This window comes from Massilia sp. Bi118, from assembly GCF_918697865.1.
In the GTDB taxonomy this organism is placed as follows: Bacteria; Pseudomonadota; Gammaproteobacteria; order Burkholderiales; family Burkholderiaceae_D; genus Telluria.
In genome coordinates this window covers 35,155-49,663 of sequence record NZ_CAKKMV010000017.1, presented here as the reverse complement: position 1 = coordinate 49,663, position 14,509 = coordinate 35,155, and the positions used below count along the sequence as shown (strand labels likewise).

The window sequence follows — 14,509 nt, the reverse complement described above, 5'->3', positions numbered from 1 at the left end:
ATAGCGCCTTCCCCGCGCTATTCAACACGACCATGACCCAACGCCTCATCCTTGCCTCCAACAATGCGGGCAAGCTCAAGGAATTCGCCCAGCTGCTGGCCCCGATCGGTTTCGAACTGCATCCGCAGGGCGAATTCAATGTCCCGGAAGCCGAGGAGCCTTTCGGCACCTTCGTCGAGAACGCCCTGCAGAAGGCCCGCCACGCCGCGCGCCTGACCGGATTGCCGGCCCTGGCCGACGATTCCGGCGTGTGCGTGAACGCCCTCGGCGGCGCGCCCGGCGTGTATTCGGCGCGCTACGCCGGCGAGCCGAAATCCGACGCCCGCAACAACGCGAAGCTGATCGAGGACCTGGCGGCGCACGCCGACAAGTCGGCCTATTACTATTGCGTGCTGGTCTACGTGCGCCATGCCGACGATCCGCAGCCGGTCATCGCCGACGGCGTCTGGCGCGGCCAGATCGTCGACGCCCCGCGCGGCGAAAACGGCTTCGGCTACGATCCTTACTTCCTGATCCCGGACCTGGGCAAGACCACCGCCGAGCTGGCCCCAAGCGAGAAAAACGCCATCTCCCACCGCGGCCAGGCGATCCGCGCCCTGGTCGAGAAGCTGAAACTGAAATGATCCCGATCAAACCCGTCGGCAACGGCGCCCCGGCCAGCACCGAACCACGTTCGCCGGCTACCGCCGCATTGAAATACCTGCAGCCCGGTTCCCTCAACCTGGCCGCGCTGCCGCCGCTGTCGCTGTACATCCACTGGCCCTGGTGCGTGCGCAAGTGCCCCTACTGCGACTTCAATTCGCACGAATCGAAGGGCCCGATCCCGGAGCAGGAATACCTGGATGCGCTGCGCGCCGACCTCGAACAGTCGCTGCCGCTGATCTGGGGCCGCAAGATCCACACCGTGTTCATCGGCGGCGGCACGCCCAGCCTGATGTCGGCGGCCGCGCTGGACCGGCTGCTGTCCGACCTGCGCACTCTGCTGCCGCTGGAGATCAATGCCGAGATCACGATGGAAGCGAATCCTGGCACCTTCGAGGCCGAGAAGTTCAAGTCCTACCGGGCCAGCGGCATCACCCGCCTGTCGATCGGCATCCAGAGCTTCAACGGCCGGCACCTGCAGGCGCTGGGCCGCATCCACGACGAGAACGAAGCGCGCAAGGCAGTCGACATCGCGCAGGCCAACTTCGACACCTTCAACCTCGACCTGATGTACGCGCTGCCCGGCCAGACGCTGCTTGAAGCGCAGCAGGACATCGCCACCGCGCTGTCCTGGGCGCCGCCGCACCTGTCGCTGTACCACCTGACGATGGAGCCGAACACGGTGTTCGCCAAGTATCCGCCGCAGCTGCCGAGCGACGACGAGAGCGCCGACATCCAGGACATGATCGCGGAGACGATGAAGGGGGCGGGGTACGAACACTACGAGGTCTCGGCGTATGCGAAGCCGGGACACCAGGCGCGCCACAACCTGAATTACTGGCACTTCGGCGACTATCTCGGCATCGGCGCCGGCGCCCATTCGAAGCTGTCCTTCCCGCACCGCGTGCTGCGCCAGGCGCGCTACAAGCAGCCGGCCTCGTTCATCGAGGCCGCGCAAAAGGGCAATGCGGTGAGCGAGGAGCACGAGATCACGCGCGGCGAGATGGGCTTCGAGTTCATGCTCAACGCGCTGCGCCTGACCGGCGGTTTCGACCCGAACCTGTTCGGCGAGCGCACCGGCATGTCGATCACGGCCATCGAAAAAGCCCTCAACGAAGCCGAGGGCAAGGGCCTGATCTACCGCGACTTCAAGCTCATCAAGCCGACAGACTTAGGGCAGCGCTTCCTGAACGATTTGCAGGAGATGTTCCTGACTGAGTGATTCGGAAACGGCGCATCAGCTCTTCCAGCCGCGCCGACTGGTCCTGCATGCTGGACGCCGCCGCGGCGGCTTCCTCGACCAGCGCCGCGTTCTGCTGGGTGGCCTGGTCCATCTGCGTGATGGCGGCATTCACCTGGTTGATGCCGGCGCTCTGCTCGTGGCTGGCGGCGGTGATCTCGGCCATGATGTCGGTCACGCGCGCCACGCTGGCCACCACTTCCTCGATCGTCGCGCCGGCCTGCTGCACCAGCACCGTGCCAGCGTTCACCTGGGTCACCGAGTCGCCGATCAAACCCTTGATCTCGCGCGCCGCCGTGGCCGAGCGCTGCGCCAGGTTGCGCACTTCGGAGGCCACGACCGCGAAGCCGCGGCCCTGTTCGCCGGCGCGCGCCGCTTCCACGGCCGCGTTCAGGGCAAGGATATTGGTCTGGAAGGCGATGCCGTCGATGACGCCGATGATGTCGACGATCTTGCGCGAGGCGCCGTCGATGGCGCCCATGGTCTGCACCACCTGGCCGACGATCTCCCCGCCGCGTGCGGCAACTTGCGAAGCCGCCTGCGCCATCTGGTTGGCCTGGTTGGCATTGTCCGCGTTGTGGCGCACGGTCGAGGTCAGTTCTTCCATCGAGGCCGCGGTCTCTTCCAGCGAGCTGGCCTGCTGCTCGGTGCGGCTCGACAGGTCGAGGTTGCCGCTGGCGATTTCGGTGCTGCCGGCCGCGATGGTGCGCGTGCCTTCCTTGACTTCCGCCACCACCCTGGCCAGGCCGTCGTTCATTCCCTGCATGGCGCGCATCAGGTCGCCGATCTCGTCCTGGCGGCCGTTGTCGAAGGAGCCCGTCAGGTCGCCGCCGGCCACCGTCTCGGCCACCATCACGGCGCGCGACAGCGGACGGATGATGCTGCGCGTGATCGCCACCGCGCCGAAGGCACCCAGCGCGATCATCAGGCCGTTCAGCAGCAGGATGATTTTTTCCCGGTAGTCGGTGGCGGCGCGGCTCGTGTGCGCCATCTGGTCGATGGTCCGGCGCTGCATCGCCAGCAATTCCTTCAGCGCGGCCGAATAGGCTTGTGCGGCCGGGGCGAAGCCTTCGTTGAAGCGGCGCTCGGCGGTGTCGGCGTCGCCGGCCTTCTTCGCATCCATGACCTCGACCTTGGCCGCCTGGTATTTGGCGCGCAGCGACTGCACGGTCGCCAGCTGGGCCTTTTCTTCCGGCGAGTCGAGCAGGGGCTCGACCCTCTTGATGATCTCGGTGCTGGCGGTCACGCTGTCGGCGATGTCCTTGGCGAACACGGTGCTCAGGGTCGTGTCCGTGCTGCGCGCGATCAGCGAGGTGCGCACGATGGCGGAATAGGTGTTGACGTTCCAGTCCGACACCAGGCGCTCCTTGGCCAGCGGCACGGCCAGCATCTTTTCGGTGGCGTCGGCGTTGGCGCCGGCGGCCATCAGGGCGGAACCGGTGGCGACGGTGGCGAGTACCAGGATGAGTGCAAAGGCGATGGATAGACGGGTGCCGATGCGGGTATGGCGCAGAAAATATTTCACTTGTCCCCTCTTGTTTATTTTTTATTTAATCATGCGCTTTTGCGCGCTATGCGAGGAAAGTATGCAATATTTACTTGCGGTATGGAAAAACTATTTGCACAGACGGTGCGCACTGTCGTAAATATGCCGCGTCAGGTTTGCGCCCCCGCGGCGAGCCGGGTGAGGGTGCGCGCCAGGCCCCGCACCACGCGCGCGGTGCCCTCGGCATCGAGCTGGTCCGGAATTTCCTCGCCCATGTGATAGTAGGGATAGCGCATGAAGGCGGTGTCCGTGATCATGATGGCCGGATAGCCGAAGCGCCGGACGGCGGCGCGGTCCGAGAAGGTCACGCCCTGCACGTAGGCCGGCGCGGCCAGGCCATGGGCGGGAAAGTCGGAGACGGCGCGGAAGGCCGACAGCGCATCCTGCACCAGGCGCGATGCCTCCAGCGTGCCGACGAAGGCGATGAAGTTGCCCGAGTCCGTGCGTGCGGCATCCGGCTTGCGGCCGTGGCGCAGCGAATACCAGCCGACGGCAGCGAGCACCGGAGAGGCGCCGGCGTCCCCGGTGCTGCCCAGGTCCTCGCCCTTGAGTCCGGACGGCGTCTCGTCGACGAAGAAGACGAACTTCACTTCCGTGCCCTGGCTCGGGTGCAGGTCCTTCAAGAGGCGCGCCAGCTCCAGCACGGCCGCGGCGCCGCTGCCTTTGTCGCTTGCGGCGGCAGCCAGCGGCGCCGCGTCGTAGCGGGCGCCGACGATGAAGATGCGCGCCGGCTTCGCATGCGGCGCGAGATTCGCCACCGACACTTCGATATTGCGGACGCGCCTGGCGCCGGCCTGGTATTCCTGGCGCCGCACCGCATAGCCCTCGCCCTGCAGCACACCCTCGATGTAGCGCGCCGTGTCACCTTCACCAGAGGCGATGGCCGCCGCGTGGGCGCGCAGGCGCAAGGCCAGCGACGGCTCGGGCATCACGGCGGCGCCCGGCGTCATGGTGAACAGCGCCAGCAGCACCAGCAGGATGATGGCGACGAGGACTTTCCAATGTGCGCGTAGAAAGGTTCGCATGGCATGAAAGACGCCGCAAAAAAAGACCGGGGCCGGACTGCGATTTCATCATACCGAAATCGCAAGTCCGGCCCCGGCAGGGCGCTTTCAATTATGCGAAGTAACTCAGCGCGCGGCGGTCGTGTTCGCCGGCTCGCTCCAGCCGCCGCCCAGCACGCGGTACAGCGTCACCTGGTTCTGCAGGCGCGCCAGGTTCGCTTCGATCGCCTGCTGCTGGGCGGTGAACAGCGAACGCTGGGCATCCAGCAGGTCGAGGTAGCTGGCGGTGCCGTTACGGTAGCGCAGGTCCGACAGGTTGAAGCGGTCGGCTTCCGCGGCCGCCACGGCCTGCTGGGCGCGCAGCTGCTCGCTGAAGGTGGCCTGGCCGGCCAGCGCGTCCGACACTTCGCGGAAGGCGGACTGGATCGCCTTCTCGTAGCGGGCCACGGCGATGTCGCGGCCGGCTTTCGCGCTCTCGACGCCGGCGCGGCGGGCGCCGAAGTCGAACAGCGGCAGGATCGCCTGCGGCGCGAAGCTCCAGCCGAACGAGCCGCCTTTGAAGAGGCCGGACAGCTCCGAGCTGGCGCTGCCGGCGCTGCCGGTCAGCGAGATGCGCGGGAAGTAGTTCGCGCGCGCCGCGCCGATGTCGGCATTCGCCGCGATCAGCTGCTGCTCGGCGGAGCGGATGTCCGGACGCGAGATCAGCAGGTCGGACGGCATGCCGGCCGGCAGGTCGGGCAGGTTGGTCGCAGCCAGGGTGGCGCCCGGCGGCAGACTGTCCGGGATGGTCTGGCCGACCAGCAGGGTCAGCGCATTCGTGTCCTGCGCGATCAGGCGCTGCTGCTGGGCCAGCACGGTGCGGGCCTGCTCGACCAGCGACACGGCCTGCTGCAGGTCCAGCTTGGAGATCACGCCGTTCTCGAAGCGCAGCTGGGACAGGCGCAGCGATTCCTCGCGCGTCTTGAGGGTCTGCCGGGTCAGGTCCAGCAGCTCCTTGTCGGCCAGCAGGGCCAGGTAGGTATTGGCCACGGTGGCGACCAGGCTGATCTGCGCCGTCTTGCGCGCTTCCTCGGTTGCCAGGTACTGCGCCAGCGCGGCGTCGCTCAGGTTGCGCACGCGGCCGAACAGGTCGAGCTCGAAGGCCGTGACCGACACGCCGGCCTGGTAGACGCTGGTCAGGGGCGCATCGCCGGCCGTCGAGGCGCGGCTGGCGGTCAGGCCGGCATTGATGGCCGGGAAGCGCGCCGCGCGCTGGATCTGGAAGGCGGCCCTGGCCTGCTCGATGTTCAGGATCGACACGCGCAGGTCGCGGTTGTTTTCCAGCGCCAGCTGGATCAGCTTTTGCAGGCGGGCGTCGACGAAGAAGCGCTGCCAGGCGATGCTGGCCGGCGCTTCATTCGCGACCGGGTTGCCGCTGTGGACGGTGCCTTCCACCGTCGGGAAGGCGCCGGCCACCGGGGCGGCCGGGCGCTCGTACCTGGGCGCCAGGTTGACGCAGCCTGCCAGGGTCAGGGCCAGGACGAGGGGAGTCAGGACGTTTTTCATCTTTTTCATTTAATCTCTTCCTTCGCAATGCCGGCGCTGTCGGCATGGTGTTCGTAGATCTCCTGCTGGCGCTTGCTGCCCTTGAAGATGCTGCGGATGACCACGAAGAACACCGGCACGAAGAACACGCCGAGTGCGGTCGCGGTGATCATGCCGCCCATCACGCCGGTACCGATGGCGCGCTGCGAGGCCGCACCGGCGCCGCCCGCGATCACCAGCGGCAGCACGCCGAGGATGAAGGCCAGCGAGGTCATGATAATCGGTCGGAAGCGCAGGTGGGCAGCTTCGATGGCCGCTTCGATCGGCGACTTGCCTTGCGCCTGCAGGTCCTTCGCGAACTCGATGATCAGGATCGCGTTCTTCGCCGCCAGGCCGATCACGGTGATCAGGCCGACCTTGAAGTAGACGTCGTTCGGCATGCCGCGCATGGTTGCGGCCAGCAGCGAGCCGAGCACGCCCAGCGGCACCACCAGCAGCACCGAGACCGGGATCGACCAGCTTTCATACAGCGCGGCCAGGGCCAGGAACACCGCCAGCAGCGAGAAGCCGATCAGCACGAACACGGTGGAGCCGGACAGGATCTCCTCGCGCGACTGGCCGGTCCATTCGTAGGCGAAGCCCGCCGGCAGCTTGGCCGCCAGGTTCTGCATTTCCTGCAGCGCGTCGCCGGACGAATAGCCCGCCTTCGGTTCGCCGGTGATGCTCATCGCCGGGTAGCCGTTGTAGCGGCTGGTCTGCTGCGGACCGTTGATCCACTTCGTGCTCGCGAAGGCCGACAGCGGCACCGGCTGGCCCTTGTTGTTCATCGCGTTCAGGCGCAGCAGGTCTTCCGGCTGCATGCGGTCCTTGGCGTCGGCCTGCACCACCACGCGCTGCAGGCGGCCGGCGTTCGGGAAGTCGTTCACGTAGCTCGAACCCAGCGAGGTCGAGATCGCGCTGTTGATCGCATCGAAGGTCACGCCCAGGGCCTGCGCCTTGTCGCGGTCGATCTCGAGCTGCAGCTGCGGCGCGTCTTCCAGGCCTTCCGGGCGGATGCCGGTCAGGACCGGCGATTGCATCGCCATGCCCAGCAGCTGGTTACGCGCCTGCAGCAGGGCTGCGTGGCCAAGGCCGCCGCGGTCCTGCAGGCGGAAGGAGAAGCCGGCGCCGCGGCCCAGTTCCGGGATCGGCGGCGGGCTCACCACGAAGATGAAGGCGTCGCGCAGCCCCATCAGGTGGCCCGTGATGCGGCCGGCCAGGCTCTGTGCGTCCGAGCCCTTGGCCTTGCGTTCGTCCCAGGACTTCAGCGGGATGAAGGCGAGGCCCATGTTCTGGCCCTGGCCCGAGAACGAGAAGCCGGTCACGGACACCATGTTGGCGACTTCCGGCTGCTTCAGCACGTAGGCTTCGGCGGCCTTCAGCACGGCATCGGTGCGCTCGGCGGTGGCGCCCGGCGGCAGCTGGATGTTGGCGATGATGTAGCCCTGGTCTTCGTTCGGCAGGAAGGAGTTCGGCATCCTGGTGAACACCAGGCCGACGAGGCCCAGCAGCAGCACGAACACGACCAGCGCGCGGCCGGTGCGGCGCAGGATCTTGCCGACAAAACCTTCATAGCGCTTGGCGCCGGTCTTGAAGGTGCGGTTGAACCAGCCGAAGAAGCCGCGCTTCTCCATGTGGTGGCCGGCTTCGACGGGCTTCAGCAGGTGCGCGCACAGGGCGGGCGTGAACGACAGCGCCAGGAAGGCCGAGAAGGCGATCGAGGACACCATCACCGCCGAGAACTGGCGGTAGATGTTGCCGACCGCGCCGGCAAAGAAGGCCAGCGGCACGAACACCGAGATCAGCACCACGGTCACGCCGATGATCGCGCCCGAGATCTGGCCCATGGCCTTGCGGGTCGCAAGCAGCGGCGGCAGGCCTTCCTCGGACATGATGCGCTCGACGTTCTCCACCACCACGATGGCGTCGTCGACCACGATACCAATGACGAGGACCATGCCGAACATGGTCAGCACGTTGATCGAGAAGCCCAGCGCCAGCAGGGTCGCGAAGGAGCCGAGCAGGGCGACCGGCACCACGAGGGTCGGGATCAGGGTATAGCGGATGTTCTGGAGGAACACGTACATCACGATGAACACCAGGATCACGGCCTCGATCAGGGTCTCGATGACCTGGCTGATGGAGATCTGGATGAACTTGGTCGAATCGTAAGGAATCGCGTACTTCATCCCGTGCGGGAAGTACTTCGACAGCTCGTTCATGCGGGCCTTGATCAGGTTCGCGGTTTCGAGCGCATTACCGGTCGGCGACAGCTGCACGCCGATGCCGCTGGACGGCTTGCCGTTCAGGCGCGCCGACGTGGTGTAGGCCTGGCCGCCGATCTCGATGCGGGCCACGTCCTTCAGGCGCACGGTGGAGCCGTCCGGGTTCGCGCGCAGCACGATGTTGCCGAACTGTTCGACGGTCGACAGCTGGCCGCTCACCACCACGGTGGCCGAGATCTGCTGGCCCAGGTTCAGCGGCAGGTCGCCGATGGTGCCGGAGGCCACCTGGGCGTTCTGGGCACGGATCGCGTTGTTGACGTCGGCGGACGACAGCTTGAAGCCGACCAGCTTGGCCGGATCGATCCAGATGCGCATCGCCTTCTCGGTGCCGAACAGCTGGGCCTGGCCCACGCCCTTGATCCGCTGGATCTCGGGCAGCACGTTACGCGAGGCGTAGTCGCCCAGTGCGATCGGATCCCAGTTCGGGTCGTCCGACGACAGGATGGTGAACAGCAGGAAGTTTGCGCGCGCTTTATCCACGCGCACGCCCTGCTGGGTCACGGCCGCCGGCAGGCGCGGGGCCGCGCGCGACAGGCGGTTCTGGACGTCGACCTGGGCCAGGTCGGGATCGGTGCCGGTCTCGAAGGAGATCGTGATGGAACCGGAGCCGTTGGCCTGGCTGGTCGACTCCATGTAAACCATGCCGGGGGAACCGTTCATCTCGCGCTCGATCACGGAGATGACGGAATCCTCGAGGGTCTGGGCCGAAGCGCCGGGGTAGGCGACGCTGACCACGATCGAAGGCGGCGCCACGGTGGGATATTGCGCGATCGGCAGCTGCTTGATAGCGACGCTACCGAGCACCATGATGAACAGCGCGATCACCCAGGCGAAAATGGGGCGGTCAATAAAAAAACGAGCCATGGGAAAATCCTGTTTCTATTATTTAGCCGCGTTGGCCTGCGCACCTGCGGGAGCGGCGGCGGCCGGCGCTTGCGACGTCCACGGCACCGGCTGCACCGGGGTGCCCGGCGGCAGCATCTGCAGCTTCTGGAAGCCGTCGACCATCACTTTCTCGCCTTCCTTCAGGCCATCGGTGACGACCCAGTTGCTGCCTTCCTGGGATGCGATCTTGACGGTGCGCGGGGTCGGCTTGTTGTCCGCGCCGACCACCATCAGGGTGTCCCCGGCCTGGCCGCCGCGGGTTACGGCCTGCTGCGGCACCAGGATGCCCGACGGCAGTTCGGCCTGGGCCAGGCGCACGCGCACGTACTGGCCCGGCAGCAGGGCGCTGTCCGCGTTCGCCACCTGGGCGCGCAGGGTGACCTGGCCGCTGCTCGGGTCGACGGTCACGTCCGAGAACAGCAGCTTGCCTTTGCGGCCGAGTTCAGTGCCATCGTCGAGGATCACCGACACCGGGATCGCCGAATCGATGCCGCGGTTGCCGGCGCTCTTGCGCAGGCGCTGCAGCTCGGCGGCGGACTGGGTGATGTTCAGGTAGACGTTGTCGGTCTGCTGGATCAGCGCCATCTGGGTCGCCTCGGTGGCCGAGACCAGTGCGCCTTCGGTCACGAGAGCGCGGCCGATGCGGCCCGAGATCGGGGCGTACACGTTCGCGTAGCCGTAGTTGATCTGGGCGATGCGCAACTGGGCCCTGGCGGCGTTGACGTCGGCCTCGCCCTGCTTGGCGGCGGCGACCGCATTGGTGTACTCCTGCTTGCTGACGGCGTTGGCCTCGACCAGCGGCTTGTAGCGCTCGACGGTGGCGGCGGCCGAGGCCTGGGTGGCCTGGGCACGGCCGAGCGCGGCCTGGGCGCTGTTGACCTGTGCCTGGTAAGGCGCCGGATCGATCTGGAACAGGGACTGGCCCTGCTTGACGATGCTGCCTTCGGTGAACAGGCGCTTCAGGACGACGCCGCTGACGCGGGCGCGCACTTCGGCCACGCGGATCGCTTCGACGCGGGCGGGCAGTTCGGTCTGGAGGGCGACCTGCTGGAATTTGGTGGTGATGACGCCGACTTGCGGCGGCGGCATCTTGGCGGCAGCGGCGCCGGCAGCGGCGTCGTCCTTCTTGCCGCAGGCCGACAACAGGGCCAGGGCGGTCAGGGTGCAGGCGGCAATCCTGGTCAGGTTCAAGGTAGAGGAGGGGGCAGAGCGCATTAAGTGCTTCCTTCTTGTTGAAAAAAGGACAAAATCGCCCAGAGGCACTACTTTGGCACCGTGGAACGATCCGTCACTGTTTTTTGTGTAAACAGAGATATACTATCACGAGTGTATGTTTAATGTTTTCGATCCACCAATTTTGGAGATAGGCGATTATGGCCCGCAGAACCAAAGAAGAGGCCGCTGCCACGCGTGACAGCATTCTTGATGCCGCAGAAAAATTGTTTGTTGAACAGGGCGTGTCGAGGACGACTTTGCAGCATATCGCAACCGCCGCCGGGGTGACGCGCGGCGCAATCTATTGGCACTTCGACGACAAAGGCGCCCTGTTCAACGCGATGATGGAGCGCGCCACCTTGCCGCTGGAGGCCGAGCTGAAGGTGCTCGACGAAGCCGCGTCGGGCGACCCCCTGGCCGACCTGCGCGAGTACATGCTGGCGGTGCTGCGGCGCACGGTCGAGGATCCGGGGGCGCGCCGCGTGTTCGAGATCGCCACCCTGAAAGTCGAATTCGTCGACGAGATGGACGCGGTACGCTGCCGCCGCCAGCACAACCTGGGGCAATGGATGGCGCGCGCCGAACGCCAGATCAAGCTGGCCGCGGACCAGGGCCTGATCGGCAAGAACGTCGACGCGGCCAGGATCGCGCTGGCGATGTGGACCATGATCGACGGGATGATCCGCAACTGGATGTTCGCGCCGCAGAGTTTCGATCTGCTGCAGCTGGGGAAGTGCGTGATCGATCCGTACATGGAAGGCTTGCGGGCGGGGCGGGCATGAAGTTCCTGTTCGCGCTGCTCTGCGGCCTGGCCTGTTTTCCGGCCCCCGTACAGGCGCAGTCCCTGCCGTTCGCCGGGCGCTGGCTGCTGGACGATAACCCGAAGGCGCCGGCCGCCGCCTACACGGTCCTGACGATCGACGGCGAGAAGATGCGCTGGAGCGGACCGGGCAAGACGACGCCAGTCTGCGTGCAGGAGTTCGTACTAAAGCAGGAAAGGCCCGGCACGGTGTACGTGGACGGCCGCGGCACCAAATTCCTGGCCGGGGTCAAGGGCAGCATCCCGACTTATCTGCTTCAGCTGCGCAGCAGTACCTGCGGCCGCGCCGGCGAGGACACGCGCATCCGCTATCCGCTGGTGTATGACACCCGGCATATCGAAGTGATCGGCTACGTGAACGGCAAGCCGGTCAGCTCACGACGGTTTCATCGGAAGAAATGAGCAATGGAAGTCGTTCCCGGCACTGCCGGAAACGACTTCCCGCGAAAGCGGGAGGCGATTAAGCCAGCTCAGTATGGGCCCCCGCCTCCGCGGGGGCGACGGCGAGCATCTCGATCAATCCCTCCAGCGCCAGCGAAGCTTCGCCGCGCCACACCAGGTGCGTACAGTTGGCCGCGATCCGCTCGGGCAGCTTGTGCTGCCTGACCTTGTCCGTCGCATGCAGCGCGCCCAGCACGCTCTGCGGCACGACGGCAAACCCGGTGCCCGCCGCCACGCAGGTGATCATGCCCTGGTAGGAGCCGAATTCCAGCACCCGCTCGGCCACCACGTCCTCGCTGCCCAGCCAGTCGTCCAGGCGCCGGCGGTAGGAGCAGCCGTGGGCGAAGGCGATCATCGTCAGGCGTCCAAGATCCTTCGCCGTGCGCACAGGCGCGGCATTGCGCGGCGTGATCAGCACCAGCTCTTCGCGGAACACCGGCAGCGCCTGCAGTTCCGGCGCCGTGAAGGGTTCGGAGACGAAGGCCGCCTCGATCTCGAAATTGCGCACGCGGTTGAGGAGGGCCCCGGTCGTCCCGGTGACAAGTTCCACCACCACGCCCGGATGCGCATCGTGGTAGCGCGACAGGATGGGCGCGAGGCGGCTGCCGGCCGTGCTCTCCAGCGAACCAAGCCGGAACACGCCCTGCGGCCTGCCGGTGCGCAGTTCGTCGACGGCTTCGTCGGCCAGGCGCAGCAGGCGGGTCGCGTAGTTCAGCAGGGTCTTGCCCTCGCCGGTCAGGCTCAGCGAACGGCCGTCGCGCCGGAACAGGCGCACGCCGAGGTATTCTTCCAGCTGGCGGATGCGGGTGGTGACGTTGGAGGGCACGCGGTGCAGCTTTTCCGCAGCCCGGTTCACGCCGCCCTCGCTGACGACGGTACGGAAGATCAGCAGGGCTTCAAGGTCGATCGTTCTCATAAGGAGAATGATAGTCCACTTTTATTCATTGGTCAGCGCGCACAGAGTGCGCTTTAATGGCGATATGGACACCATCTTTTCAGCAAGCGTCCGCTCGGGACGCACCACTGCGGCGGTCTGCGCGGCTGCCATGATCTCGCTGGCCGTCGCCATGGGAATCGGCCGCTTCGCCTTCACGCCCCTGTTTCCGCTGATGGTGCGGGATGGCCTGATCGACAGCCACGCCGGCGCCATGCTGGCCGCCGCCAACTACCTGGGCTACCTGGCCGGGGCCCTGGTCGCGGCCCGCATCCGCATCAAGCCGGCGCTGCTGCTGGCGCTGGGCCTGGCCGGCACCGTGATCATCACCGCGGCGGTCGGCTGGACTGTGTCCGGCTTCTGGTGGGCAGTGCTGCGCTTCCTGGCCGGCGTGATGAGCGCCTGGACCCTGGTCGCGACCAGCGCCTGGGGACTGGGCTGGCTTGCGGCGCTCGGGCGGCCCGACCTGGCCGGCGTGCAGTTCTCCGGCGTCGGCATCGGCATCGCTGCTGCCGGCCTGTTCTGCCTGCTGCTGGGGACCACCTTGCCTTCGCCGCAGATGTGGATCGGGCTGGCGGCGCTGGGCGCGCTGGCGTCCGTGCTGCCGCTGGTGCTGAGCCGTAGTCTGCCTTCACCGCCTGCGCCTGCCGCTACTGCCGCTGCTGCTCCGGTCTCAGTTGCGGCGCCCTCCGGGACCGGCGGCCTGATCGTGTGCTACACCCTGTTCGGCTTCGGTTACATCCTGCCCGCGACTTATCTGCCGGCGCTGGCCCGCCAGCTGGTCGACGACCCGCATGTGTTCGGCCTCGCCTGGCCGGTGTTCGGCGCTGCGGCGGCGGTGTCCACCGTGCTGGTGTCCTGGCGCCTTGCCCGCGCCAACCGGTTGAGCGTGTGGGCCGCTGCCCATGTGCTGATGGCCATCGGCGTGCTGCTGCCGGCCGTGTGGACGTCCTTGACGAGCGTGACCCTGGCCGCGCTGCTGGTCGGCGGCACCTTCATGGTCATCACCATGGTCGGCATGCAGGAGGCGAGGGCGCGCGCCGAGGGCCAGGCCACGCGCGTGCTGGGACGGATGACGGCCGGCTTCGCGCTCGGCCAGCTGGCCGGTCCGCTGGTCAGCGCCGGCATCGCGCGCCTGACCTCCAGCGAGGCCGGGGCGCTGAAGCTGGCGCTGGCATTGTCGGCGCTGGGATTGCTGGCCAGCGCTGTCTATCTGTGGCGTTTGCGCCGTCCCGAATAATCGTCGACAAGGAGAAATCATGAGCACCGCACAGGGCTTCGGCCCGATGACCAACGAGCGCCTGCCGCTGCCCGCCCGCGAGGGCATGAGCGAGGCCCAGCAGCTTGCCGCCGACGCCATCATCAACGGCCCGCGCAAGGCCATCTTCGGCCCCTTCGTGCCGCTGCTGCAGGTGCCGGCGCTGATGGAACACATCGGCAAGACGGGCGAGACGCTGCGCTTCCACGGCAGCCTGAAGGACGCGATCCGCGAGCTCGCGATCTGCGTGGTGTCGCGCGAGACCGGCAACCAGTTCGAGTGGCAGACCCACGCGCCGCTGGCGATCAAGGCCGGCGTGAAGGAAGAGACAATTTATTCGCTGGGATCGGGACGCCGCCCACGCGAGCTGCCCGGCGACCAGGCCTGCGCCGTCGATTTTGCTTCCGAACTGATGCTGAGGAATGGCGTGAGCGATGCGACCTATGCCGAGGCGGTGGCGCACTTCGGCGAGCCGGGGACGGTGGAGCTGACCGCGCTGATCGGCTACTTCACGATGGTGTGCTGGGTGATGAATGTGGCGCGGACGCCGGGGCCGGCGGGTTCGAATACGCCTGGCATGACGGCGTTTCCTGGTTAAGCGTTAGCCCCAAAACGTCGTCCCCGCGCCTTAAAACGTCGTCCCCGCGAAGGCGGGGACCCAAGTTTGTAAGCGCTA

Annotated in this window: 12 protein-coding genes; 6 read left to right on the top strand and 6 right to left on the bottom strand. The window is 66.8% G+C overall.

Going from position 1 to position 14,509, the window contains the following annotated elements:
- The first annotated feature begins 32 nt into the window (after nt 1–32).
- Nucleotides 33–623, top strand: a complete 591-nt coding sequence (gene rdgB / locus LQV39_RS21770) for an RdgB/HAM1 family non-canonical purine NTP pyrophosphatase (protein WP_230029216.1) — start codon at nt 33–35, stop codon at nt 621–623.
- Nucleotides 620–1,864, top strand: a complete 1,245-nt coding sequence (gene hemW, locus LQV39_RS21765) for a radical SAM family heme chaperone HemW (RefSeq protein ID WP_230029214.1) — start codon at nt 620–622, stop codon at nt 1,862–1,864. The genes rdgB and hemW overlap by 4 nt, the downstream gene beginning before the upstream one ends.
- Here the strand turns inward: hemW and LQV39_RS21760 are convergent.
- The 5 genes from LQV39_RS21760 to LQV39_RS21740 form a co-directional block, all read right to left on the bottom strand.
- Entirely contained in the window at nt 1,800–3,407 is a 1,608-nt protein-coding gene (locus tag LQV39_RS21760; protein ID WP_290368619.1) for a methyl-accepting chemotaxis protein, read from the bottom strand. The genes hemW and LQV39_RS21760 overlap by 65 nt on opposite strands.
- Before the next feature lie 131 nt (nt 3,408–3,538).
- On the bottom strand, nt 3,539–4,453 hold the full coding sequence (locus tag LQV39_RS21755; protein ID WP_230029212.1) for a M28 family peptidase: 915 nt from the start codon (nt 4,451–4,453) through the stop codon (nt 3,539–3,541).
- A 105-nt stretch (nt 4,454–4,558) separates the two neighbouring features.
- Nucleotides 4,559–5,986 (bottom strand): efflux transporter outer membrane subunit, encoded by a 1,428-nt coding sequence (locus LQV39_RS21750; protein WP_230029210.1) that lies wholly within the window; start codon nt 5,984–5,986, stop codon nt 4,559–4,561.
- Nucleotides 5,983–9,144, bottom strand: a complete 3,162-nt coding sequence (locus LQV39_RS21745) for an efflux RND transporter permease subunit (RefSeq protein ID WP_230029203.1) — start codon at nt 9,142–9,144, stop codon at nt 5,983–5,985. Before LQV39_RS21745 ends, LQV39_RS21750 begins: the two co-directional genes overlap by 4 nt.
- 18 nt (nt 9,145–9,162) lie before the next feature.
- Complete coding sequence (locus LQV39_RS21740) at nt 9,163–10,380, bottom strand: efflux RND transporter periplasmic adaptor subunit (protein WP_230029196.1); 1,218 nt, start codon at nt 10,378–10,380, stop codon at nt 9,163–9,165.
- A gap of 257 nt (nt 10,381–10,637) precedes the next feature.
- On the opposite strand from LQV39_RS21740, the gene LQV39_RS21735 reads away from it, so the two are divergent.
- Nucleotides 10,638–11,162: a TetR family transcriptional regulator gene (locus tag LQV39_RS21735; protein WP_374199456.1), complete on the top strand. Its 525-nt coding sequence runs from the start codon at nt 10,638–10,640 to the stop codon at nt 11,160–11,162.
- Nucleotides 11,159–11,602 (top strand): hypothetical protein, encoded by a 444-nt coding sequence (locus tag LQV39_RS21730; RefSeq protein WP_230029182.1) that lies wholly within the window; start codon nt 11,159–11,161, stop codon nt 11,600–11,602. The genes LQV39_RS21735 and LQV39_RS21730 overlap by 4 nt, the downstream gene beginning before the upstream one ends.
- A 58-nt stretch (nt 11,603–11,660) precedes the next feature.
- On the opposite strand, the gene LQV39_RS21725 is transcribed toward LQV39_RS21730, so the two are convergent.
- The gene (locus LQV39_RS21725) at nt 11,661–12,557 is read right to left on the bottom strand and encodes a LysR family transcriptional regulator (RefSeq protein WP_230029175.1); all 897 of its coding nucleotides are present in this window, start codon (nt 12,555–12,557) and stop codon (nt 11,661–11,663) included.
- A gap of 64 nt (nt 12,558–12,621) precedes the next feature.
- On the opposite strand from LQV39_RS21725, the gene LQV39_RS21720 reads away from it, so the two are divergent.
- Together LQV39_RS21720 and LQV39_RS21715 are read left to right on the top strand one after the other, a co-directional pair.
- Complete coding sequence (locus LQV39_RS21720) at nt 12,622–13,815, top strand: YbfB/YjiJ family MFS transporter (RefSeq protein WP_230029168.1); 1,194 nt, start codon at nt 12,622–12,624, stop codon at nt 13,813–13,815.
- Between the two features lie 19 nt (nt 13,816–13,834).
- Nucleotides 13,835–14,431, top strand: a complete 597-nt coding sequence (locus tag LQV39_RS21715; RefSeq protein ID WP_230029161.1) for a carboxymuconolactone decarboxylase family protein — start codon at nt 13,835–13,837, stop codon at nt 14,429–14,431.
- Nucleotides 14,432–14,509: the final 78 nt, after the last annotated feature.